The organism is Cellulophaga sp. RHA_52 (assembly GCF_007827205.1).
Lineage (GTDB): Bacteria > Bacteroidota > Bacteroidia > Flavobacteriales > Flavobacteriaceae > Cellulophaga > Cellulophaga lytica.
On sequence record NZ_VIRZ01000001.1, the window covers coordinates 1809119 to 1831388 of the forward strand.

At 30.7% G+C, this 22270-nt stretch carries 26 protein-coding genes; 19 read left to right on the forward strand and 7 right to left on the reverse strand.

What is annotated here, in order from left to right:
* Positions 1 to 36: 36 nt before the first annotated feature.
* Positions 37 to 2283, reverse strand: a complete 2247-nt coding sequence (locus tag JM80_RS07955; RefSeq protein ID WP_144709643.1) for a transglycosylase domain-containing protein — start codon at positions 2281 to 2283, stop codon at positions 37 to 39.
* A 105-nt stretch (positions 2284 to 2388) separates the two neighbouring features.
* On the opposite strand from JM80_RS07955, the gene JM80_RS07960 reads away from it, so the two are divergent.
* Entirely contained in the window at positions 2389 to 3162 is a 774-nt protein-coding gene (locus JM80_RS07960) for a S1/P1 nuclease (RefSeq protein ID WP_013620086.1), read from the forward strand.
* 231 nt (positions 3163 to 3393) lie between these two features.
* Here the strand turns inward: JM80_RS07960 and JM80_RS07965 are convergent, their stop codons facing one another.
* A complete protein-coding gene (locus tag JM80_RS07965) occupies positions 3394 to 4266 on the reverse strand; it encodes an AraC family transcriptional regulator (RefSeq protein WP_013620085.1) in 873 nt (290 codons plus the stop codon).
* A 240-nt stretch (positions 4267 to 4506) separates the two neighbouring features.
* On the opposite strand from JM80_RS07965, the gene JM80_RS07970 reads away from it, so the two are divergent.
* Positions 4507 to 5097 (forward strand): hypothetical protein, encoded by a 591-nt coding sequence (locus JM80_RS07970; RefSeq protein WP_013620084.1) that lies wholly within the window; start codon positions 4507 to 4509, stop codon positions 5095 to 5097.
* Positions 5098 to 5155: 58 nt separating this feature from the next.
* On the opposite strand, the gene JM80_RS07975 is transcribed toward JM80_RS07970, so the two are convergent.
* The 3 genes from JM80_RS07975 to JM80_RS07985 form a co-directional block, all read right to left on the reverse strand.
* The gene (locus JM80_RS07975) at positions 5156 to 5515 is read right to left on the reverse strand and encodes a hypothetical protein (protein WP_013620083.1); all 360 of its coding nucleotides are present in this window, start codon (positions 5513 to 5515) and stop codon (positions 5156 to 5158) included.
* A gap of 4 nt (positions 5516 to 5519) precedes the next feature.
* Positions 5520 to 6152: an MOSC domain-containing protein gene (locus JM80_RS07980; RefSeq protein ID WP_186439762.1), complete on the reverse strand. Its 633-nt coding sequence runs from the start codon at positions 6150 to 6152 to the stop codon at positions 5520 to 5522.
* A gap of 75 nt (positions 6153 to 6227) precedes the next feature.
* A complete protein-coding gene (locus JM80_RS07985; RefSeq protein ID WP_144709645.1) occupies positions 6228 to 6572 on the reverse strand; it encodes a DUF6249 domain-containing protein in 345 nt (114 codons plus the stop codon).
* 64 nt (positions 6573 to 6636) lie between these two features.
* On the opposite strand from JM80_RS07985, the gene JM80_RS07990 reads away from it, so the two are divergent.
* The 5 genes from JM80_RS07990 (at position 6637) to JM80_RS08010 (ending at position 9926) form a co-directional block, all read left to right on the forward strand.
* On the forward strand, positions 6637 to 7293 hold the full coding sequence (locus tag JM80_RS07990) for an RNA polymerase sigma factor (RefSeq protein WP_255436718.1): 657 nt from the start codon (positions 6637 to 6639) through the stop codon (positions 7291 to 7293).
* Complete coding sequence (locus tag JM80_RS07995) at positions 7286 to 7681, forward strand: hypothetical protein (RefSeq protein ID WP_144709646.1); 396 nt, start codon at positions 7286 to 7288, stop codon at positions 7679 to 7681. The genes JM80_RS07990 and JM80_RS07995 overlap by 8 nt, the downstream gene beginning before the upstream one ends.
* Positions 7682 to 7799: 118 nt before the next feature.
* The gene (locus JM80_RS08000) at positions 7800 to 8366 is read left to right on the forward strand and encodes an RNA polymerase sigma factor (RefSeq protein ID WP_255436719.1); all 567 of its coding nucleotides are present in this window, start codon (positions 7800 to 7802) and stop codon (positions 8364 to 8366) included.
* 5 nt (positions 8367 to 8371) lie between these two features.
* The gene (locus JM80_RS08005) at positions 8372 to 8899 is read left to right on the forward strand and encodes a hypothetical protein (RefSeq protein WP_144709647.1); all 528 of its coding nucleotides are present in this window, start codon (positions 8372 to 8374) and stop codon (positions 8897 to 8899) included.
* Complete coding sequence (locus JM80_RS08010; protein ID WP_144709648.1) at positions 8883 to 9926, forward strand: hypothetical protein; 1044 nt, start codon at positions 8883 to 8885, stop codon at positions 9924 to 9926. The genes JM80_RS08005 and JM80_RS08010 overlap by 17 nt, the downstream gene beginning before the upstream one ends.
* 78 nt (positions 9927 to 10004) lie before the next feature.
* On the opposite strand, the gene htpG is transcribed toward JM80_RS08010, so the two are convergent.
* The gene (gene htpG / locus JM80_RS08015) at positions 10005 to 11894 is read right to left on the reverse strand and encodes a molecular chaperone HtpG (RefSeq protein WP_075694351.1); all 1890 of its coding nucleotides are present in this window, start codon (positions 11892 to 11894) and stop codon (positions 10005 to 10007) included.
* 241 nt (positions 11895 to 12135) lie between these two features.
* Between htpG and JM80_RS08020 the strand changes: the two genes are divergently transcribed.
* Positions 12136 to 13146: a 3-oxoacyl-ACP synthase III family protein gene (locus JM80_RS08020; protein ID WP_013620074.1), complete on the forward strand. Its 1011-nt coding sequence runs from the start codon at positions 12136 to 12138 to the stop codon at positions 13144 to 13146.
* A gap of 224 nt (positions 13147 to 13370) precedes the next feature.
* Positions 13371 to 13730, forward strand: coding sequence for a CoA-binding protein (locus tag JM80_RS08025; protein WP_034645061.1), 360 nt, complete (start codon positions 13371 to 13373; stop codon positions 13728 to 13730).
* Between the two features lie 83 nt (positions 13731 to 13813).
* On the opposite strand, the gene JM80_RS08030 is transcribed toward JM80_RS08025, so the two are convergent.
* Positions 13814 to 15277, reverse strand: a complete 1464-nt coding sequence (locus JM80_RS08030) for a sodium:solute symporter (RefSeq protein WP_144709649.1) — start codon at positions 15275 to 15277, stop codon at positions 13814 to 13816.
* Between the two features lie 109 nt (positions 15278 to 15386).
* Here JM80_RS08030 and recR point away from each other — a divergent pair, with 109 nt between their 5' ends.
* The 10 genes from recR to JM80_RS08080 all read left to right on the forward strand — a co-directional run bounded on the left by recR (position 15387) and on the right by JM80_RS08080 (position 22227).
* Positions 15387 to 16007 carry a recombination mediator RecR gene (recR, locus tag JM80_RS08035; RefSeq protein ID WP_144709650.1) on the forward strand — a complete coding sequence of 207 codons (621 nt, stop codon included), beginning with the start codon at positions 15387 to 15389 and terminating at the stop codon, positions 16005 to 16007.
* A gap of 95 nt (positions 16008 to 16102) precedes the next feature.
* The gene (locus JM80_RS08040) at positions 16103 to 17446 is read left to right on the forward strand and encodes a dihydrolipoamide acetyltransferase family protein (protein ID WP_075694349.1); all 1344 of its coding nucleotides are present in this window, start codon (positions 16103 to 16105) and stop codon (positions 17444 to 17446) included.
* Between the two features lie 118 nt (positions 17447 to 17564).
* Entirely contained in the window at positions 17565 to 18341 is a 777-nt protein-coding gene (locus JM80_RS08045; RefSeq protein ID WP_144709651.1) for a 3'-5' exonuclease, read from the forward strand.
* Positions 18342 to 18344: 3 nt separating this feature from the next.
* Positions 18345 to 19259, forward strand: a complete 915-nt coding sequence (locus JM80_RS08050; RefSeq protein WP_013620068.1) for a carboxypeptidase-like regulatory domain-containing protein — start codon at positions 18345 to 18347, stop codon at positions 19257 to 19259.
* A 16-nt stretch (positions 19260 to 19275) separates the two neighbouring features.
* The gene (locus tag JM80_RS08055; RefSeq protein ID WP_144709652.1) at positions 19276 to 19887 is read left to right on the forward strand and encodes a fumarylacetoacetate hydrolase family protein; all 612 of its coding nucleotides are present in this window, start codon (positions 19276 to 19278) and stop codon (positions 19885 to 19887) included.
* Positions 19888 to 20226 carry an Hpt domain-containing protein gene (locus JM80_RS08060; RefSeq protein WP_013620066.1) on the forward strand — a complete coding sequence of 113 codons (339 nt, stop codon included), beginning with the start codon at positions 19888 to 19890 and terminating at the stop codon, positions 20224 to 20226. It abuts the gene before it with no gap.
* Positions 20226 to 21473: a competence/damage-inducible protein A gene (locus JM80_RS08065; RefSeq protein WP_144709653.1), complete on the forward strand. Its 1248-nt coding sequence runs from the start codon at positions 20226 to 20228 to the stop codon at positions 21471 to 21473. Before JM80_RS08060 ends, JM80_RS08065 begins: the two co-directional genes overlap by 1 nt.
* A 118-nt stretch (positions 21474 to 21591) precedes the next feature.
* Positions 21592 to 21828 (forward strand): 50S ribosomal protein L28, encoded by a 237-nt coding sequence (gene rpmB, locus JM80_RS08070; RefSeq protein WP_013620064.1) that lies wholly within the window; start codon positions 21592 to 21594, stop codon positions 21826 to 21828.
* A 21-nt stretch (positions 21829 to 21849) separates the two neighbouring features.
* Entirely contained in the window at positions 21850 to 22032 is a 183-nt protein-coding gene (rpmG, locus tag JM80_RS08075) for a 50S ribosomal protein L33 (RefSeq protein WP_013620063.1), read from the forward strand.
* Between the two features lie 42 nt (positions 22033 to 22074).
* Complete coding sequence (locus JM80_RS08080; RefSeq protein WP_013620062.1) at positions 22075 to 22227, forward strand: DUF4295 domain-containing protein; 153 nt, start codon at positions 22075 to 22077, stop codon at positions 22225 to 22227.
* Positions 22228 to 22270 lie beyond the last annotated feature (43 nt).

Below are 22270 nucleotides of genomic sequence, written 5' to 3' on the forward strand. Positions count from 1 at the left end.
AATCCTTATAGTTTTTATAAATATATTAATAAGAGACTAACTACGCTTAAACTCTTTACGTTTTTTCTTATTAGGATTTTTAAATAAACGTTTTAAAAAGCCATCTTTTTTTATGGGTTCACAGTCTAAATCTTGCAAAATTGCATCTGTAGGTTTTTTAAATTTGGCTTTTGTAATGTAATTAAAATCGGCTTCTTTATTCATTTTCTGAAGAAACAAAGCAAAAGCAGGTAATGCTGCATTTGCACCCTGACCTAAACTTGTGCTTTTAAATCCAATTTCATGATTGTCTAAACCAACCCAAGTAACGCTTACTAATTTAGGAGTTACGCCTACAAACCAAGCATCTTTATTGTTTTGGGTAGTACCTGTTTTGCCTGCAATGTCATTAGTTAATTTGTAGCTGTTACGTATTCTTGAGGCTGTGCCAGTATTAATAGTAGCTTTCATTAACTCTAACATAATCATATTAGTTTCATTAGAAAAAGCGGCTTCTTTACTAATTTGTGGTTCAAAAGTTTCAATTATAGAGTCTTTACTGGTTGCAATTTGCTTAATTAAAAACGGAGTGCTGTGCTTGCCATTATTAGCAAAAGTTGTGTATGCTTTTGCTAGTTCGTTAATTTTTACCTCTGCAGTACCTAAAGCCAAAGAAGGCTCATTAGGTAAGTCTGTAGAAATTCCCATTTTTTTAGCTTGTTCAATAGTATTTTTTATTCCTGCTTTCTCTAATACTTTAACAGCAACAGTGTTTACAGATTTACTAAGTGCTTCTTGCATTGTGTAATTAAGGTAAGCTTCATCTTTAGAGCCAGAGTTAGACGGGCTCCATTTTTTTAAATTTTTATATTCTACCTCTTGTGCAGAGAAATATGTACACGGACCAATGCCTTGCTCTAAGGCAGTGGTGTATACAATTGGTTTAAAAGTAGAGCCAACTTGCCTTTTACTTTGCGATATATGGTCGTACTTAAAGTGTTTAAAATTAACACCACCAATCCAAACTTTTACTTCTCCGCTCTTTGGATCTACAGCCAAAGAGCCAATATTTAAAAACTTACTGTAATGCTTAATACTATCTATTGTACTGGCTTGTATTGTAATGTCTTTATCCCAAGTAGCTAAAGTCATTCTCTTTTTTTTGTTTAAAGAATCTAGTATTTGCTTTTCTGGTAGGTTTAGTGCTTTTAGCTTTTTATAGGGTAATGATTGTTTTACCGCTTTGTTAATAATACTTTTATTGGTTAGCCACGGTGCATTTTTACCATAACTTTTTTCAAAATCTGATTGTAATTTTTTCATATGCTCTTGCATAGCTTCTTCTGCTAACAATTGCATTTTGTAATTTAAAGTGGTGTATATTTTTAATCCGGAGGTATAAATATTTAAATCTTCACCTTTTGCATTTTTTTCTTTAGTCCATTTTAAAAGTTGCTTTCTAACCTCTTCTCTAAAATAGGGAGCAATACCATCATTATAATTAAAGTCTCTATAGTTTAATTGTAAAGGAGTTTGAGGTAGAGTGTCTTTTTGTTTTTCATTTATATACCCGTTTTTGTACATCGCTTGCATTACTAAATTTCTGCGATTGGTACTTTTTTTAGGAAAAACTCTAGGGTTATAGCCGTATGTAGCTTTTAGCATACCTACTAATGTGGCAGCTTCGGGGATAGTTAATTGTTTAGCGTGTTTATTAAAAAACTTTAAAGAAGCACTTTCTATGCCGTGTGTATTATCACCAAAAGATACCTGATTTAAATAATGATATAGTATTTCTTCTTTACTATAAATACTTTCTAGCCTACTGGCAACAAACATTTCTTTAAGTTTAGCAATAGCTAAATTAAACTTTCCACGTTTTGTTCTTGGATATAAGTTTTTTGCTAATTGTTGGCTAATAGTGCTACCACCACCAGAAGATTTGTCTTGCAATAAAATACTTTTAAATGCAACCCTAAGCATACTTTTATAATCTACGCCACTATGACTGTAAAAACGCTCATCTTCAATAGCCACTAATGCATCTATTAAATGTTTAGGGAAATTTGCATAAGGTATGGGTTGCCTATCTTGTAAATAATATTTACCAATTAAAACACTATCTGCAGAATAAACCTCTGATGCTTGTTGGTACTTTAATGTTGTTAGTTCTTTTTTGCTAGGTATTTTTCCCCATACACCTACATAAACACTTAAAATAAATAATGAGATTATAAGTGTAAAAGCAAGTAATAGTATAGTGGTGTACCTTAAATATGGATTCTTTATTTTCTTTAAAATCAAAATAGAATGTTTTTGTGTATAAGGATAAGTTAAAAAATTAAAACCAACTAAAAAATAACATTACTTTAAGCTACATTATCTATTTTAGCCAAAAATATTATTAGAATGAAAAAGATAAGTATTTTACTTTTTTTAGCAGTACAAGTTTCCTTTGCTAACAACATTTTTTGGGGTAAAACAGGGCACAGAACTGTTGGGGAGGTAGCACAGAAAGAACTTAGTAGAAAAGCAAAAAAGGCAATAAAGAAAATATTAGAAGGGCAAGATTTAGCATTTGTATCTAATTATGCAGATGAAATAAAATCTGATCGTGATTTTAGAGCTTATTTTCCTTGGCATTATGTAAATTTTCCTGCTGATAAAAAGTACACAGAAATTACGCCTCCAAAAGAAGGAGATTTAATGATAGGTATAGAAAAATGTGTATCTGTATTAAAAGATGAAAAAAGCTCTAAAAAAGATAAATCTTTTCATTTAAAAATGTTAGTACATTTAGTAGGAGATATGCACCAACCTTTACACGCAGGACACGCAGAAGACAAAGGAGGTAATGATATACAAGTACGCTGGTTTAATGGAGGGTCTAACTTACACCGTGTTTGGGATTCTGACATGATAGAGTCTTACGGGATGAGTTATACAGAACTAGCCAACGCTTTACCTAAATTAGACAAAAAAGAAAAAGCTAAAATAAAAGAAGGTACTATTTATGATTGGATAGAGGAATCTCAAGATTTAGCAGAAGAAGTGTATAAGTCTGCAGAAATAGGAGAAAAACTAGGTTACAGATACAGTTACCTACATATGGGTACATTACGCAAGCAATTATTAAAAGGAGGTTTACGCTTAGCTAAGGTGTTAAACCAAATTTATAAATAGTTTTAACGATTATTTAGTAAATACAACTGTGTTTTTTTAAATTTTGGCATAACTGTTGCATTTTGTATAATGTAGTTGTTTATGAGGACATTAGTAAGGCCATCCAAACTTAGTAAAGACAGTATGTAACTTGCATTAATAAGGATAACAAATAAAAAAAATCGGTTTTAAATATATTTAAAACCGATTTTTTTTGTGCCCTATATAATAAGGTACAAACAACTAACTAATTTAAGCAACAATAGTTTTTAGTTCGTTTCTGTATTCTGATGGGTTTTGTCCGGTAAATTTTTTAAACGATTTATTAAAGTGGGAAAAATTATTAAAACCACATTCAAAACAAACCTCTGTAATACTCATTTTTTGTTCTGCTAGTAATTTAGAAGCGTGTACTAATCTATACTCATTGGTAAACTGTATAAATGTTTTATTGGTAATTTTTTTAAAATACCTACAAAATGATGGTACCGTCATATTAACCAAAGACGCTATACTGTCTAATGTAATTTCTTCTCTAAAGTTTGCTTTAACGTAATTAAAAATAACATTAATACGGTCGTTATCTTTAACTTCTGTTTTCATAGCAAAACCTTCTGCGTTTAATAAAGTATACTCTTTAGATTTACCCAACTCATTTAATATGTTTAGTATAGATATTAATCTTTGAAAATCTGTTTGGTATTCTAATACTTCAATTTTATCTCCAATTTTAAGTTTAGTATTGCCATGAAAAGCAATACCACCTTTACAAGTATCTAATAAAGATTTAATGTTTCTAAGCTCGGGTAAGTTAAAAAAGTTATCGCCTAAAAAGTTGGGTAACATTTGTACTACGGTTTCACTTTTGTTTTTTGTGAGCACATCTGTAAGTCCACAATGTGGTAAATTACCATCAATTAAAATTAAATCTCCATCTGTGTAATAAGATATGTGACTTCCAATTTGTCTTTTGCCAGAACCACCATTTACATAAACCAATTCTATTTCAGGATGATAATGCCAAGTATTGTTTTTATTATTAGTGGCTTCATCAAACTTTTGGTAGGTAAATGAATGTCCAAAATCTGGAGCTATAGATTCAAAAATAGGTTTTTGATTTGTCATCTTTAAATAGTTAGAATACAAAAATATAATATCTATACATTATAAAACACCTTTTTTTAAATATTTAGGCCTTTTTGTATGTTAAATTAACGTCAATAGAGTGTTTGTTTACTATTACGGTTAATATAGCATAGATATTGGAAAAAATAGAGGTAAAATAAACAGAATATGCCACATATATTTGCAGTGTAATTAATTACCAATTCATAACAAAAAGAATAACCCTAAAAAAGTAAACCTATGAAAACAATTTTTAAAATTTCCGCGTTAGTTCTGTTTCTATTTGTATCAACTGCTGGTTTTGCAATGGAAGAATCATCATTAGAATTGGTGACAAAAAAGAATTCAAAAGATTTAATCTTCAAGTTTGAAGCTAGAAATCTACAAACAGTTGTAAAATTTGTAGATCAGAATTCTTCAGTATTTTATTCTGAAGAAATTCAAAATAGATCGGTTTACACTAAAAAGTTTAATGTAGAGAGTTTAGAAGACGGAAACTACTACTTAAACGTAGAAAATATGTTAAAAAAAGTTTCTTACGCTATACACATTAACAATGGAGAAGTTATAGTAGATGAGAAAAAAGAAGTTACTAAGCCAATTTTTCAGAAAAGAGGTGATTTAGTAGTAATGAGCTTTTTAAATAAAAAGAAAGGTAAAGTTGTAGTTTCTGTATATGATTTAGAAGGAAACGAAGTTTACACAGAGAATTTTGATAATAAATTAAGAGTTGAAAAAGCTTTTAGATTTACTAATTTTGCTGAAGAAGAATTTAGATTTGTAGTAGAAGTAAACAAAGATAGATACAGCAAATTAGTTAGCTTAAACTAATTATATTAAGTATTGTTGTGAGAGTTTTAGGAGGCTATTTAGCCTCCTTTTTTTATGCTTAAAATTGTAAGTAATAATAGGCCCAATACATTAAAGCAAACTGTAAAGGTATACGCAGTAATAAAATATACCGTGGTATACCTGCGGCTGCTTTTTTACTAGAAAGCATATAAAAATGTACCAGTAAAAAAACTATAAGCATTGCTATTAATGTATAAATAGCTAAGTTTTTAGTAGGTGTGTAAAGTAAGCCTACACCAACAACAACCTCTACTATACCACTAATATGTACCAATAATAAATGTTTAGGTAAATACCTGGGCATAATACGTGTGTATATTTTTGGTTTTATAAAATGCATAATACCTGCAATTACATACAGCAGTGCCATAAGATATAGGTGCCAAGGATATATCATAATTTTAAAGGTATTTAGCTAAGCGTGTTCTCTTTTTTTCTGGTAATGCAGTATTATTAACTGCTAGTTTTACTAGGTAGGTATCTTTTTCTTTAGCAAAAAGTAACTTGTAAAAATCTTGTACAGTAAGTTCATTTTTAGACTGTTCTACCAATGTAAAAATATCTCCTGTTTTAACTGTTCCTTCTTGTAAAATACGAACATAAGTGCCAGGACGGTTATGGTCTATAAATTGTTTTAGTATTTGTTGGTTTCCAAATCGTATACCTAGCTTATAACAAGGTTCTCTTGGTTGTGATACTTGCACAATAGCGGTTCCTATTTTGTAAATATCACCAATTCTAATTGTAGCTTCATTTAACCCTTGTACAGTAAGGTTTTCTCCAAACATTCCCCAGTTCCACTCCAAAGTAGGGTAAAGGTCTTTCCAATATGCATACACATCTGCAGAAAATAAGTAACAAGCCTTGCTTGTACCACCGTGATGTTTGCGGTCTATTACAGTGTCGTTAACAACATCTGTACTCATTAATAGTAAAGGTGCAGTAGTTGGGTATTTGTAAATTCCGGTTACTTCTTCCTTGCCATTCCACTGTATTTTGGTTGGTTTTCCAAGGTTGGTTGCTATTACTTTCATCCTATAAAGATAAAAAACCATTGCATATAAATACAATGGTTTTATTTGGCAGTAATAATTGGTGTATAATAAAGTCTATTCCTTATCCATTTTTTTTACCATAAAAAAGCCAATTAATAAAGCCGTACCTGCAGTAATAAAAGTTGTACCAACAGCAACAGCTTCATCTAAGCCCATATTAATAAAAATATTACCAAGTAAAATTCCTAAGCCAATACCTATTATTAGCAAAGAAAAATTTAACGTAAGTATTTTCCAAATAGGAGCGGCTTTATCTTGCTTTCCTTTAACAAAAATACCAGCATCTACACCTTTTTCTATTAATGCTAAGCGCTCTTTATTACGTGTAGAAAAGAATAAATAAAATACGCCAAAGATAGATGCAAATATTAATGCTACAATTAGTACTTCTGGTCCCATAGTTATGTAATTTAAATTGATTAATTTTAATTTGTTCTTATGGTAAGACGATAGTTTTTAAAATATGGTTACAAGTTTATTAAAAAAATATTTTTTAGCTACTTTGGTAACCAAACCAATTAACAGGTCGTCTAACCTACAAATGACTAATATAAACGACCAACATTACATAGCTAAAGTGCTAAACGGTGATCCGCAAGCTTACACATTTCTTGTAAATAAGTACAAGGATATGGTTTTTACTTTGGCTGTAAGAATGTTGCGTAATAATGAAGAGGCAGAGGAGGTTGCACAGGATGCATTTGTAAAAGCATATGCAAAATTAAATAAGTTTAAGGGCGACTCTAAATTTTCTACTTGGCTATATAAAGTGGTTTACAATACAAGTTTAGATAAACTTAAAAAATTAAAAAAAAATGCTTTGGTTGTGCCTATAGAAAATGTAACCGAAAGAAGTTTACATACAATAGACAATGCTTTAGAGCAAATGCAAAATAAAGAGCGTACAGTTGCAATACAGCAATGCATAGCATTACTATCTGCAGATGAAAGAGCTTTACTAACCTTGTTTTATTTTGATGAAATGTCATTAAAAGAAATAGCAGAAGTAACAGCAACATCTGTAAATAATTTAAAAGTTAAATTGTTTAGGAGTAGAAAAAAATTAGCAGCAATAATAGAAACTAGGATCTCTCCAGAAATAATAAATATATATGGATAAGGAACAAAAAAATATAGACGATTTTATAGGCAAAGCAATGCAGTCTTTACCCGTACAGAAAACATCTGCAGATTTTACAGATTTAATAATGTCTAAAGTAGTAGTAGAAAAAACGTCTACAGCCACTACTTATAAAACTTTAATATCTAAACCAGTTTGGGCACTTATTTTTGTAATAGTAGGTGGTTTATGCGTGTATTTATCATTTTTTGAAACTGCAGAAAATTCAAGTTGGTTGCCAAATAAAAATTATAATTTTCTAACATCACTATTTAAAAATATACATTTAAATAATAGTTTAATATATGGTATAGTGGCTCTGGCGTTAATGACATTAATACAGGTGCCTATTTATAAAAATTATTACAAAAATAAATTTCAGGTATAAATACCTTAAAACTTACTTATTTTTAAACCATCACTAAAATTTAGTGATGGTTTTTTTGTTAAAAATGAAACCCTTTAAAAAAGCAATCGTTTTTAAGATAGAATACTTACAAAGATTTATGCAACAAACCACAAACCAATTAATTGCTGGCTGTAAAAAAGGAGATAAAAAATCTCAGCTACAGTTGTATACAAATTATTGTGACGCAATGTTTACCATTGCTTGTAGGTATTTAAGAAACGAAGAAGATGCAAAAGATGCAATGCAGGAGAGCTTTATAAAAGCTTTTGGTAAAATTAATAATTACGAGTCAACATACACAATAGGAGCTTGGTTAAAACGAATTGTAATTAACCAATGCTTAGATGTGTTAAAAAAACAAAAGTTAATTTTTGAGGATTTAGATGATGTTGAATATGAGTTTGAAGAAGAATCTGATTGGTATTTTAATGATGCAATAACAAAAAAAGACGTGCTTAAAGCAATAGAGTCATTAACAGTTAAATACAAGTTAGTGGTGCAATTGTACCTAATAGAGGGTTATGATCACGAAGAAATATCACAAATTTTACAGTTGCCAATAAAAACATCTAGAACACATTTGCGTAGAGGAAGATTGCAGTTGCAAGAATTGTTAAATGAGACCAAAGTAAAAACGAATAAAGAAATTATTCAACAAAAATAAAGGAGATGAAAAATTTAAGAAACAGTTTTACTGAAGATGATTTTCCTAAAAAAGAATTACCAGTAACACATAAAGACGAGTTTTTAGAGAAGTTAGGTAATATACCATCTGCAAAAAAATATAATTATAGGTTTATGAAGATTGCGGCAGTATTTGTTTTACTTGTAGGATTGGCATTTGTGTTTGTGCAGCAAAATGCTACAGATGATGAAGAAGAGGTAAATGCAGTACAAATTACAAAAGAACTTAAAAAAGTAGAAACAGAGTATTTAGCTAATATAGATACAGAATGGAAGAATTTTTTAGCTGTGGCCACAGATGAAAAACTAATACGCAGGTATAAACAAAAGCTAACACAGTTAGATGCGGATTACAAGCAAATTTCTAAAGAATTTAAAGCCGATAAAAACAATCTTTTTGTGGTAGAAGATTTAATTAGAAATCTGCAAACGCGTCTAAGTTTGCTTAAAGATATACAAGAACATATAAAAATATTAAACGCAAAAAAAGATCAAAATGAAACAACCATATAAAATTTTACTATTATTAATTTTAATTACAACAGGAGTAGTTAGTGCGCAAGAGGTAGTTGTGTATAAAAAGGATTTTGAAGTAAATAAAGAGGGTAATGTAACTGTTAATTTGTTTACTGATGATGTTTTAATAGAGAACTCTATTGATGATAAAGTACACGTAAATTACTCAGTTTCTTTTACTAAATACTCAAAAAGGCAAATACAAAATTATATAGAAACTATTAAAGTAACAACAGAGAAGGAAGGTGGTAACCTGATAATAACAAGTAGAGGGAAAAATTTAAAATATCGTTTTTTTGAATTTGTAACAATGACTAATAGAGCCTTGAATTTAAGAAGTAAGGATACTATTAATAGAAGAAAAACAAAAGATTCTATTGTTAATGAAATACATGCTGGTTATAAGCCATATTTAAGGTCTATTAAAACTAAGCCTAATAAAGCTAAGTATAAATATGAAAAATCTAAGGGGGCAAAGCCTAAGTTTCTAATTAAAGTTCCTGAGGGTGTTATTTTAAAAGTAAATGGTTCTGGTAGTCAAATTAATTTTTCTAAAATAGAAAACCAGACTGAACTAAAAATAAAAAGAGGCGGTGTAATTTTAGATAGAATAACAAATAGCAAAAGTAGATTTCATATAAAGGATGGTTATTTTTATGCAGAAGAAATTGAAGGAGCTCAATTTTATTTTAATGATGTTTATAAAGCTTTAATTGGGAGCATTAAAAACGCAACTATAGAAAATGACTTTTCAAAAGTGGAAATTGCAGAACTAAAAGAGAATGTAAAAATTAATGATTATAATGGTGTCTTTTGGTTTTACAATTTAAATAATAATGCGAGCTTTAATTTAGATTCAGATTACTCCAAATTAAACATATACGGTAAAAATGAGAATAATAATCTTATAAATGCTTTTAAATCTAAGGTTAAGGACGATTCAAATCCTGCAGCAAACTTTACGTTAGAGGACCCGAATATAAATTTAAAAGTAGCTAATGGTTTAATTTATTACCATAATTAAGAAAGAGCTTAGTTGGTATAAAAAATCCGCATTAAGTAATTAATGCGGATTTTTTATTTTTAAGCCTATTGGTACTTATTACTTTACCATTTCGTAACTTCTTTTAATAAAGTTTGTAAGCTCTTCACCTTTTAATAAGCCTTTAGATAAGCGTGCTAAATCTAAAGATTGATTTATTAAACGCGTTTTTGTTTCTGGTGCGTCTGCAGTTAAAATTTCAGAAACCAAAGCGTGATTTGTGTTTACAATAAGGTTGTACATTTCTGGCATATTACCCATACCAAACATACCACCACCGCCACCGGTTTGTTGCATTTCTTTCATTCTACGCATAAACTCTGGCTCTGTAATTGTAAAAGGAGCAGCAGAACTATCCATAGCTTCTAACTGTACAGTAAAGCTTTTGTTAGTAATAGTTTCTTCTAACTCTTTTTTAAGCGTTTCTTTTTCTTCTTCAGAAAGTTTAGATATTTGCTCTTCATCTTTCTTAATAAGATTATCTATATGATCTGCATCTACTCTTGCAAAAGAAATATTCTCTTTAGAAGTTTCTAATTTTTGCATTAAGTGACTAATAATAGGAGAGTCTAGTAATAAAACCTCGTAACCTTTAGCTTTTGCAGCTTCAATATAACTGTGCTGTGCTTCTTTATCAGAGGCGTATAAAAGAACAAGTTTATTGTCTTTATCAGTTTGTGTAGCTTTTATTTTCTCTTGTAACTCTTCAAACGTGTAAAAAGCGCCATCTACTGTTGGGTACAATGCAAATTTGTCAGCCTTGTCAAAGAATTTATCATCAGAAAGCATTCCGTATTCAATAACAATTTTAATGTCATTCCATTTCGCTTCAAAATCTTCTCTATTATTTTTAAATAAAGATGATAGTTTGTCTGCTACTTTTCTAGAAATGTATGATGATATTTTTTTAACAGCACCATCAGCCTGTAAATAAGATCTAGAAACATTTAACGGTATGTCTGGTGAGTCTATAACACCACGTAACATAGTTAAAAATTCTGGTACTATACCTTCTACGTTGTCTGTAACAAAAACTTGGTTTTGGTATAGTTGTATACGGTCTTTTTGTATGTTTAGGTCGTTAGTTAATTTAGGGAAATATAAAATACCTGTTAAGTTAAACGGGTAATCTACATTAAGGTGTATATGAAACAAAGGCTCCTCAAACTGCATTGGGTAAAGCTCTCTGTAAAACCCTTTATAGTCCTCTTCTTGTAAATCTGCCGGAGCTTTTGTCCAAGCTGGGTTAGGGTTGTTTATAATATTGTCTACCTCCTGTGTTGGTGCAGGGTCTTCTTCCTTAGCGTCTTCTGGCTTAGGTAACGTTTCTGTACGCATACCAAACTTAATTGGTACAGGCATAAACTTGTTGTACTTTGTTAAAAGCTCATTTATTTTACTGTCTTCTAAAAACTCTGTAGAGTCATCTGCAACGTGTAAAATAATTTCTGTGCCACGTTCAGTTTTGTCTGCCTCTTCTAATGTAAAATTAGGAGAACCATCACAAGTCCAATGTGCAGCTGGCTCATCTTTAAAGCTTTTAGTAATAATTTCTACTTTATCTGCAACCATAAAAGCAGAGTAAAATCCAAGTCCAAAATGACCAATAATACCAGAGTCCTTAGCAGAGTCTTTGTATTTGTCTAAAAATTCTTCGGCTCCAGAAAAAGCAACTTGGTTAATGTATTTTTCAACCTCGTCTGCTGTCATACCAAGACCTTGGTCTATAATATGTATTTTTTTACCTTCTTTATCAACCTTAATTTCTATAACCGGATTGCCGTATTCTACCTTAGCCTCACCAATAGAAGTTAAATGTTTAAGTTTTAAAGTTGCATCTGTAGCATTAGATATTAATTCTCGTAAAAATATCTCATGATCACTGTAAAGAAACTTCTTTATAAGCGGAAAAATATTCTCAACTGATACATTAATTTTACCTGTCGCCATAATTAAATTGTATTTAGTATTCCTTTAGTTAGAAAAACTGATTATTAATTTTTTTATTCTGATATGGGTATGGCAAATAAAATACCAATTAAGCTATATATGACAAACTGACACTCTATTAAAAAAATATCAGATTTTTTGGTTATCTTCAATTATTGCAATTAAAAATTATCATTATTTATATATTGCAGCTTTTAATTGGGTTTTACCCAAACCAAACTAAGATATTAAAGTAAAAGTTATGTATAATTCAAAAATAATTGGCCTTGGCCATTATGTACCAGAAAATGTAGTTACTAATGATGATTTATCAAAAGTAATGGATACTAATGACGCTTGGATACAAGAGCGTACTGGTATAAAGGAAAGAAGACACGTAGTTAAAGGAGATGGTGATACAACTACAACAATGGGTGTAAAGGCTGCTAAAATAGCTATAGAACGTGCAGGTATAGATAAAGATGATATAGATTTTATAGTTTTTGCAACATTAAGTCCAGATTACTATTTTCCTGGGCCAGGAGTTTTAGTGCAAAGAGATTTAGGTATTAAAACCGTAGGAGCATTAGATGTAAGAAACCAGTGTTCTGGTTTTGTGTATGGTATATCTGTAGCAGACCAATATATAAAAAGTGGTATGTATAAAAATGTACTTGTTATTGGTTCTGAGTTACACTCACACGGTTTAGATATGACTACACGTGGCAGAAGTGTTTCTGTAATTTTTGGTGATGGCGCTGGTGCGGCAGTATTAAGTAGAGCAGAAGATAATGATACAGGTATATTATCTACTCATTTACATTCTGAAGGGCAACATGCAGAGGAGTTATCTTTAATAGCGCCAGGTATGGGTAAACGTTGGGTAACAGATATTATTGAAGAAGCAGACCCTAATGATGAGTCTTATTTTCCTTATATGAACGGACAATTTGTATTTAAAAATGCAGTGGTGCGTTTTAGTGAGGTTATTATGGAGGGCTTACAAGCAAACAATTTAGAAGTTTCTGATATTGATATGCTAGTGCCACACCAAGCAAACCTTAGAATATCACAGTTTATACAAAAGAAGTTTAAACTAAATGATGATCAGGTTTTTAATAACATTATGAAATATGGTAACACAACAGCAGCATCTATACCTATTGCATTAACAGAAGCTTGGGAACAAGGAAAAGTTAAAAAGGGAGATTTAGTTGTGTTGGCAGCCTTTGGTAGTGGTTTTACTTGGGGTAGTGTTATTATAAAATGGTAATATTTACGTTAAGTATATAAAAACATAAAGCCCAGAGCAGAACTCTGGGCTTCTTTGTCATCGATAGGCTATACTAAACACTAACCATTAACTATAAAAATACAGCGTTATCAATGACCTTATCTTAAAATGTCTTTATTTAAATAACTATATATAGTTATAAGACGTAAATTTTACAATAAAGTTACAATCGTTAACAATATTTAACATTAAATTTTCAAAAAATGTCTAAAACCCTTGTTTTTGGTGCTTCGTTGAATCCGAATCGGTATAGTTATCTTGCTATTAAGAAACTCTTAGAAAAGAACATAACAACTGAGGCATTCGGTAAAAATTTAGGGACTATTTTACATCTCCAAATTAAAGATAATTTAACCGAATTTCAAAATATAAATACAGTTACTTTATATTTAAATCCGTCTAGGCAGGTAGAATATTACAATGCTATAGTAAAATTACATCCAAAGCGAGTAATATTTAACCCAGGTACAGAAAACCTTGAATTTTATAAAATACTGAAAAAGAACAATATAGAGGTTGTTGTTGGGTGTACTTTAGTAATGTTGGCAACAAACCAGTATTAAAAATAAATTTTATAATTTTTTATAAAAAATATTACAAATAATATAAAAAAGTTACTTTTCCCTAGTACTGTTTTTTCAAATTCTTATTTTTTTCTAATCAACCATAGGCCAAAAATGGTAAGTAAGCCATTTATTGGAAGCATTTCATAACCAACTACATACCCTCCAAGCTGTTCTGGTGGCACGTTAGAAATTAGTAAAATTAGAATTACAGGTACAATTGCCACAAGCCAAACCCATTTGTCTTTAATTTTATGTTTTGTAAAAATACCAAAGGTAAAAAGTCCAAGTAAAGGGCCATATGTATAGGTTGCCACAGTAAGCAAACTGTCTATTACATTGCGGTCTAATATGTTTTTAAATATTATAATAACAATTATAAGTAAAATACTCATACCTATATGTGTAATTTTGCGTAGCTTTTTTTGTTGTTTTTGCGGTTTTTTATCTATGCCTAAAAAATCTACACAAAAAGAAGTTGTTAAAGAAGTTAATGCACTATCTGCACTACTGTAAGCAGCTGCAATTAAGCCTAACATAAATGTAATAGCAATTACAATTCCTAGTCCACTGTTTAAGGCTATTTCAGGAAAAAGTAAATCTGTTTTAGGAGCACCAACACCACCAAGAGAAGGAGTTACAATATTAAATTTATCTGCATAAATAAATAAAAGGGCACCTAATAGTAGAAAAATAAAGTTAACAACAACCAAAACTAAACTAAAAGAAATCATATTTTTTTGTGCATCCTTTAATGTCTTGCAACTAAGGTTTTTTTGCATCATATCTTGGTCTAAACCAGTCATACAAATAGCAATAAACATACCTCCAAAAAACGATTTTATAAAGTGACTTTTAGCTAGAAAACTATCTGTGTAAAATATTTTATTGTATTGTTTTAGTTCTTCAGAGGCTAGTAAGTTACCTAAACTCATATCTAATTTATCTGTTATAAAATAAATAGACAAACCAACAGATAGTAACATAAAAAGGGTTTGTAGCGTATCTGTCCAAACAATAGTTTTAATTCCGCCTCTAAAAGTATAAATCCATATAAGCAGTATAGATAGTATTACAGTAATTTCAAACGGAATATTTAAATCATCAAAAACAAACTGTTGCAATACTAATGCAACTAAAAATAACCTAAAAGAAGCGCCCAATACCCTAGATATGAAAAAGAAAAAAGCACCGGTTTTGTAACTAACCATACCAAACCGTTCTTTTAAATACTCATATATAGAGGTAACATTAAGTTTGTAATAAATAGGCATTAAAACATATGCAATTACAAAGTAACCAACTAGGTAGCCAAACACTACTTGCATATAGCTAAATTGTGAGCCTTGTACCCAACCAGGAACAGATATAAAAGTTACGCCAGATAATGATGCGCCAACCATACCAAAGGCAACTACATACCAAGGAGATTGTTTGCCTGCTTTAAAAAAATCTTCGTTAGTGTCGTTTTTTCCGGTTAAGTAAGATATTAATAGTAAAACTAAAAAGTAACAACCTATTAGTATTAATATATGGGTAGATGTCATAAGTAGTAATTTGTGGTTGCAAAGTACAAAAAGAAAAAATATCATCATAGTACTAATAGATCTTCAAAAAACAAGAATAAATTGTAAATTTGTGTAGAAAAATGATAGTATGGATTTCTCTTCTAAATTGTTAGAAAATGCAGTGTACGAAATATCTCAGTTGCCAGGAATTGGTAAGCGTACAGCTCTGCGTTTGGCATTACATTTATTAAAACAACCAAAAGACCAAACTAGTGCATTATCTAATAGTTTATTAAAGTTAAGAGAAGAAATTAAATTTTGTAGCAACTGCCATAATATTTCTGATGTTGTCTTATGTGAAATTTGTGCTAACCCAAAAAGAGATGAGTCTATAGTTTGTGTTGTAGAAGACATTAGAGATGTAATGGCTATAGAGAATACAGGGCAATACAGAGGACTGTATCACGTTTTAGGAGGTAGAATTTCTCCTATGGAAGGCGTTGGTCCGCAAAATTTAACAATAGATTCTTTGGTAAATAAATCTAAAGAAGGTATAATTAAAGAGCTAATTTTTGCTTTAAGTTCTACTATGGAAGGTGATACTACCAACTTTTATATTTACAAACAAATAGAAGGTATGGGTTTAAAAACGTCTACTATAGCACGTGGTATTGCCGTTGGTGATGAACTAGAGTATGCAGATGAGGTAACCCTTGGTAGAAGTATATTAAATAGGGTTCCTTTTGAGAATTCTTTAAAATTAGAATAGTTTAAATTAAAATAAATGCACTAAATTTAATTAAATGACGTTTTAATTAGTATTTTTGCAAAATTAAGTATATAAATTGCTTTTAAAATAGTAATATGTCAAAATTTGAATTAAAATTACCTCAGATGGGAGAAAGTGTTGCAGAGGCAACATTAACTACTTGGTTAAAAGAAGTAGGGGATACCATTGAGATGGATGAGGCTGTTTTTGAAATTGCCACTGATAAGGTAGATTCTGAAGTTCCTTCTGAAGTAGAAGGTGTCTTAGTTGAAAAACTTTTTAACGTTGATGATATAGTACAAGTTGGACAAACTGTTGCTATTATTGAAATTTCTGGCGATGTAGAAGTTTCTGCTACAACAGAAGATAGTGCACCAGCGGCTGAAGAAAAAGTTGAAGAAACACCAGAAGTTGCGGCTATAGAAGGTTCTATTGCTGTAGCTAAAGAAACAGTAGCAACATCACAAGATTTTAGTGATTCAGATAAATTTTACTCTCCATTAGTTAAAAATATAGCTAAAGAAGAGGGTATTACTATTGCAGAATTAGACGCTATAAGCGGTACAGGTAAAGAGGGCAGAGTTACTAAAACAGACATATTAAATTATGTAGAAAACAGAACATCGCCTAGTAGTAATGGTAGTACGGCAGCACCAAAAAGCGCACCTGTACCATCAGCACAGCCAACAAAAGCACCAGCAACTAAGGCAGCACCAGTTGTTGCTTCAGACGGAGATGAGGTTATACCACTGTCTCGTATGGGTAAATTAATTGCACAGCATATGACAGCTAGTGTGTCTACATCTGCACACGTACAAAGTTTTATAGAGGTAGATGTTACTAACCTTGTAAACTGGAGAAATAAAAATAAAAATGCATTTTTAAAGAGAGAAGGAGAAAAACTTACATTTACTCCAATATTTATGGAGGCGGTAGCATTTGCTATTAAAAAGTTTCCGCTAATAAATATTTCTTTTGATGGAGATTCTGTAATTAAAAAGAAAAATATAAACATAGGTATGGCAGCAGCTTTACCAGACGGAAACTTAATTGTACCTGTAATTAAAAATGCAGATCAGTTAAATTTAGTTGGTATGGCTAAAGTTGTAAACGACCTGGCCAACAGAGCAAGAAACAATGCTTTAAAACCAGACGATATTCAAGGAGGTACATATACCGTAACCAATGTAGGTACATTTGGTAGTGTATTTGGCACACCAATTATTAACCAGCCGCAAGTAGCAATTTTAGCATTAGGAGCAATACGTAAAGTGCCATCTGTTATAGAAACTCCAGAAGGTGATTTTATAGGTATACGTTCTAAAATGTTCTTATCTCATAGTTATGATCACCGCGTTGTAAATGGTGCCTTAGGTGGTATGTTTATAAAAGCAGTAGCGGAATACTTAGAAGCTTGGGATGTAAACAGAGAAATTTAATACATCACTAATATAAATACTATAAAATGCCCTGTTTTTTAACAGGGCATTTTTTTATACCTATTTTATTTTCTCTAAAAGTTGCTATTCATTTATCTTTGTCTTAAAACACAGTAAAATGGATTTAAAATTAACACGCCCAATTTGTTTTTTTGACTTAGAAACAACAGGTATAAACGTGGCTAAAGATAGAGTGGTAGAGATTTCCATTTTAAAAGTATACCCTAACGGAAATAAAGAAAGTAAAACTTGGCTAGTAAACCCAGAAATGCATATACCAGATGAGGTTGTTGCAGTGCATGGTATTAGCAATGAGAAAGTTGCAAATGAACCTACTTTTGCACAATTATCTAAAGAAATTTACGCAATGATTAAGGATTGTGACCTAGGAGGTTACAATTCAGATAGGTTTGATATTCCACTTTTAGCTGAGGAAATGTTACGTGCAGGAGTAGATTTTGATATGAAAAATACAGTATCTGTAGATGTGCAAACTATCTTTTTTAAGATGGAGAAAAGAACTTTAGAGGCTGCTTATAAATTTTATTGCAATAAAGAGCTTACAAATGCTCACAGTGCTGCCGCAGATACAAATGCAACTTTTGAGGTCTTAAAATCACAATTAGACCGTTATCCAGAATTGGAAAACGACATTAAAAAACTATCAGAATTTACCACTCGTAAAAAGTTTGCAGATTTTGCTGGCTTTATTATAATAGATCAAGATGGTGACCCAGCTTTTTCTTTTGGTAAACACAAAGGTAAAAAGGTAGATGATGTACTAGAAAAAGAACCAGGCTATTTTGGGTGGATTTTAAATGCAGATTTTCCGTTGTATACTAAAAAAGTACTTACTCAAATTAAACTTAGTAAGTTAAACAATAAGTTAAGTTAAATAATGAAATTTTTCTTTTTGCTTTTTTTTAGTGTTGTTAGTGTGTCTGCACAAGAAATTTTAATAGATGGCACCATTTACAATGCAAAAACACAAGAGCCAATTCCGTATGTTAATGTTAGTTTTTTAAACACATTAAAAGGAGCTTCTACAGATGAAAAAGGTTATTTTTTTGTAGATGTTCCAACATCTTTCTTAGAAAAAAAAGTACACTTGTCTTCTTTAGGTTTTAAAGATACTATTGTAGATGTGAAAAAAATTGTAGCGGACAAAAAGTTTGGTATGGTAGAAGAGTCTTTTGAGTTAGATGAGGTTGTTGTGGCTAAATCTCTTGGAGACTCATACGTGCTAAACCCTATAGGTAGTTATGATCTTAAAAGTGGTTTTTCATCTTCATCTACACCGTGGGTATTGGCAACGTACTACCCAAACATAGGAGCATCAAAAAAATATGTAAATAAAGTTACCGTTTTTTTTCAAAAAAATGAAGGGTTTAAAAGAAGAGCATCTAAATTTAGAATACGTGTTTATGATGTAGACCCAGTAACAAAAAAACCAACAAAAGATTTATTACATAAAAGTATAATTTTAGAAACCTTTGCAGAGAATGACTTTGTGTCTATAGACTTGTCTGCCTTTAATATAAAAATGCCTAAACAAGGCTTATATATTGGTTTAGAGTGGTTATTTGTACCCTATAATTGGTACGCAATTAAAGGTAAAGACCCCTTAACTAGTAAATTAACTATAGAAGATAGGTTTGCACCAACATTTGGTGGCGTTTACAATAAAAACCAAAATTTTAAAGTTATGGTATATGGTATGGGAGAATGGACAGATTTTAAGGTAAAGTCTAAAGATAATACCAAGCATTTAGTACCAGCGGTAAGTTTAAAATTGTCTAAAGAAAAGCAATAACCTAATAAAGTTTATTATGAAGATAATTTGTATAGGTCGTAACTACACAGATCATATTAAAGAATTGGCCAATGAAAAGCCTACAGATCCTGTTGTTTTTATTAAGCCAGATTCTGCTGTGATACCAAAAGAACAAGATTTTTACATACCAGAATTCTCTAATAACATACATTATGAAGTAGAGGTTTTAGTTAAAATTAAAAAAGTAGGAAAACATATAGAACAAAAATTTGCTGCCAATTATTATGATGAAATTGGTCTAGGAATAGACTTTACAGCACGTGATCTTCAATCTAAGTTAAAAGAAAAAGGATTACCTTGGGAAAAAGCAAAAGGTTTTGATGGTGCGGCAGTAATAGGTAAATGGTTGCCAAAAAGTAAATTTTCTTCTGTAGATAATATAAATTTTTCATTGTTAAAAAATGAAGAAATAGTACAAAAGGGAAATACAAATTTAATGTTGTGGAAAATAGACGAGCTTATATCGTATGTTTCTCAATACTTTATGTTAAAAAAAGGAGATGTCATATTTACAGGTACACCAGCAGGTGTAGGACGGGTAGATGCTAATGATTATCTTTGTGGCACCTTAGAAGGTGAAGAAATGTTTACATTAAATATAAAATAAATGATTTATAGTCTTGATAAATTAAATGAAATGGCAGATGGTGATAATGATTTTATCAATTCTGTAGTATCTGTATTTTTAGAAGAAGTACCTGAAGATTTAGGACTTTTAGAAAAAGCTATTGAAAGTAGGGATTATGAGCCTACCTACCAATTAGCTCATAAAATTAAACCTAATGTAGATTTGTTGGGTATGGAGCAAACCAGAGCTGCTGCTTATGAAATTGAATCTTTAGGAAAGCAACAAGGAGATTTTAATGAAATTGATAAAATTTTTAAAACATTAAAGGTTGATGTAGAACAAGTTGTAGTAGAGTTAAAAAACGACTTTAATTTGTAATGCTTGCCGAGATAATAACCATAGGAGATGAGTTACTTATTGGTCAGGTTATAGATACCAACTCAGCTTTTATAGGTAAAGAATTAAATAAGATAGGAGTAGCTGTATATCAGATTACATCTGTACAAGACAATAAACAGCAAATTTTATCTGCTTTAAACGATGCATCAAAAAGAGTAGATATTGTTTTAATTACTGGCGGCTTGGGTCCTACAAAGGATGACATAACTAAGCATACTTTATGCGAGTTTTTTAATGATACCTTGGTTCAAAACAACAAAGTGTTAGCTCACGTAGAGGAGTTGTTTAAAAAGTTTTCAGACAAACCAATATTAGATGTTAATAAGCAACAAGCTAAAGTGTTGTCTAAAGCTACCGTTTTGCACAATATAAAGGGCACAGCGCCAGGAATGTGGATAAAAAAAAAGGATACTGTTTTTGTGTCTATGCCAGGTGTTCCTTTTGAAATGCGCTACCTTATAACGGAAGAAGTAATACCGCGTATAATAAAAGAGTTTAAAAGACCACACATAATACATAAAACATTTATTACTTATGGCGTTGGAGAAAGTACTTTAGCGGCACAAATAAGTGATTGGGAAGATAATTTACCAAAGTTTATAAAACTTGCATATTTGCCAAGCTTAGGATCTGTACGTTTGCGCTTATCTGGTACAAGTTTAAATAAAAGCAGTTTAGAAAAAAGTATAGAAGAAGAAAGTCTAAAATTAAAAAGTCTAATAGGAGATATAATTTATGGCGATGAGGGTGAAGATGAGTTAGAGGTTGTAGTAGCTAAATTGTTTACAGAAAAAAGAAAAACACTTGCAACAGCAGAAAGTTTTACAGGAGGTAAAATAGCAGAAATAATTACATCTATGCCTGGAGCATCTGCCTATTTTAAAGGAAGTGTTGTAAGTTATGCAACCGAAGTTAAAACAACTGTTTTGGGAGTGCCAGAAGACTTAATTAAAACGTATTCTGTGGTAAGTGAGCAAGTAGCAGTAGCAATGGCTAAAAATGTACAAAAAATGCTTAAGACAGACTTTGCAATTGCAACTACAGGTAATGCAGGGCCTACCAAAGGAGATTCTAACGCAGAAGTAGGTACAGTTTATATTGGTATTGCAACACCAACTAAAACATTTGCTGTGCATCAACAATTAGGAGGACAAAGAGAACGGGTAGTAAACAAAGCAATTAATAAGGCTTTAGAGCTATTGTATAAAGAAATATTAGGTTGTTAAATAGTGCCATTTTAGAAGTAGAAAAAATAATTTTAAAAATTTGATGAAAAGAATTTTGTCTACCCAAAAAAAAGCTATAAATTTGCAGCCTGTTTAAAATAACACAAAATCTAGCATAATGTCAAAAGTTTGTGAAATCACTGGAAAGAAAGCAATGTTTGGAAATAACGTGTCTTTCTCTATTAATAAGACAAGAAGAAGGTTTGATGTAAATCTTTCCAAAAAACGTTTTTACATTCCAGAGGAAGATCGTTGGATAACTTTAAAAGTATCTACAAGAGCTCTTAAGAGTATCAATAAAAAAGGAATCTCTGAAGTATTAAAAGAGGCTAAAGCACAGGGGATTATTAAATAATCTCTTTAAAAAATAATAAAGATGGCAAAGAAAGGTAACAGAATACAAGTTATTTTAGAGTGTACAGAGCATAAAGAGTCTGGGCAACCAGGTACTTCTAGGTACATTACCACTAAAAACAAAAAGAACACTCCAGATAGAATTGAGTTAAAGAAATTTAACCCAATCCTTAAGAGAATGACTGTTCATAAAGAAATAAAATAATTTAAATTTCCTTTATCAAGGAAATTGTTAAACTATAAAGTTATGGCAAAGAAAACAGTAGCAAGTTTACAGACCAGCTCAAAGAGATTAACTAAAGCCATTAAAATGGTAAAATCTCCTAAAACAGGTGCTTACACGTTTGTGGAATCAGTAATGGCTCCAGAATTTGTAAACGAGTGGTTAGCAAAAAAATAATATCAATATACCATATTGATAATAAAGCTACTTTCATTAGAAA

Coding starts and splice junctions, on each gene's coding strand:
- JM80_RS07960 (WP_013620086.1), top strand. CDS start 2,389: ATGAAAAAGATAAGTATTTTACTTTTTTTAGCAGTACAAGTTTCCTTT.
- JM80_RS07965 (WP_013620085.1), bottom strand. CDS start 4,266: ATGACAAATCAAAAACCTATTTTTGAATCTATAGCTCCAGATTTTGGA.
- JM80_RS07970 (WP_013620084.1), top strand. CDS start 4,507: ATGAAAACAATTTTTAAAATTTCCGCGTTAGTTCTGTTTCTATTTGTA.
- JM80_RS07975 (WP_013620083.1), bottom strand. CDS start 5,515: ATGATATATCCTTGGCACCTATATCTTATGGCACTGCTGTATGTAATT.
- JM80_RS07980 (WP_186439762.1), bottom strand. CDS start 6,152: ATGAAAGTAATAGCAACCAACCTTGGAAAACCAACCAAAATACAGTGG.
- JM80_RS07985 (WP_144709645.1), bottom strand. CDS start 6,572: ATGGGACCAGAAGTACTAATTGTAGCATTAATATTTGCATCTATCTTT.
- JM80_RS07990 (WP_255436718.1), top strand. CDS start 6,637: ATGGTTACAAGTTTATTAAAAAAATATTTTTTAGCTACTTTGGTAACC.
- JM80_RS07995 (WP_144709646.1), top strand. CDS start 7,286: ATGGATAAGGAACAAAAAAATATAGACGATTTTATAGGCAAAGCAATG.
- JM80_RS08000 (WP_255436719.1), top strand. CDS start 7,800: ATGCAACAAACCACAAACCAATTAATTGCTGGCTGTAAAAAAGGAGAT.
- JM80_RS08005 (WP_144709647.1), top strand. CDS start 8,372: ATGAAAAATTTAAGAAACAGTTTTACTGAAGATGATTTTCCTAAAAAA.
- JM80_RS08010 (WP_144709648.1), top strand. CDS start 8,883: ATGAAACAACCATATAAAATTTTACTATTATTAATTTTAATTACAACA.
- htpG (WP_075694351.1), bottom strand. CDS start 11,894: ATGGCGACAGGTAAAATTAATGTATCAGTTGAGAATATTTTTCCGCTT.
- JM80_RS08020 (WP_013620074.1), top strand. CDS start 12,136: ATGTATAATTCAAAAATAATTGGCCTTGGCCATTATGTACCAGAAAAT.
- JM80_RS08025 (WP_034645061.1), top strand. CDS start 13,371: ATGTCTAAAACCCTTGTTTTTGGTGCTTCGTTGAATCCGAATCGGTAT.
- JM80_RS08030 (WP_144709649.1), bottom strand. CDS start 15,277: ATGACATCTACCCATATATTAATACTAATAGGTTGTTACTTTTTAGTT.
- recR (WP_144709650.1), top strand. CDS start 15,387: ATGGATTTCTCTTCTAAATTGTTAGAAAATGCAGTGTACGAAATATCT.
- JM80_RS08040 (WP_075694349.1), top strand. CDS start 16,103: ATGTCAAAATTTGAATTAAAATTACCTCAGATGGGAGAAAGTGTTGCA.
- JM80_RS08045 (WP_144709651.1), top strand. CDS start 17,565: ATGGATTTAAAATTAACACGCCCAATTTGTTTTTTTGACTTAGAAACA.
- JM80_RS08050 (WP_013620068.1), top strand. CDS start 18,345: ATGAAATTTTTCTTTTTGCTTTTTTTTAGTGTTGTTAGTGTGTCTGCA.
- JM80_RS08055 (WP_144709652.1), top strand. CDS start 19,276: ATGAAGATAATTTGTATAGGTCGTAACTACACAGATCATATTAAAGAA.
- JM80_RS08060 (WP_013620066.1), top strand. CDS start 19,888: ATGATTTATAGTCTTGATAAATTAAATGAAATGGCAGATGGTGATAAT.
- JM80_RS08065 (WP_144709653.1), top strand. CDS start 20,226: ATGCTTGCCGAGATAATAACCATAGGAGATGAGTTACTTATTGGTCAG.
- rpmB (WP_013620064.1), top strand. CDS start 21,592: ATGTCAAAAGTTTGTGAAATCACTGGAAAGAAAGCAATGTTTGGAAAT.
- rpmG (WP_013620063.1), top strand. CDS start 21,850: ATGGCAAAGAAAGGTAACAGAATACAAGTTATTTTAGAGTGTACAGAG.
- JM80_RS08080 (WP_013620062.1), top strand. CDS start 22,075: ATGGCAAAGAAAACAGTAGCAAGTTTACAGACCAGCTCAAAGAGATTA.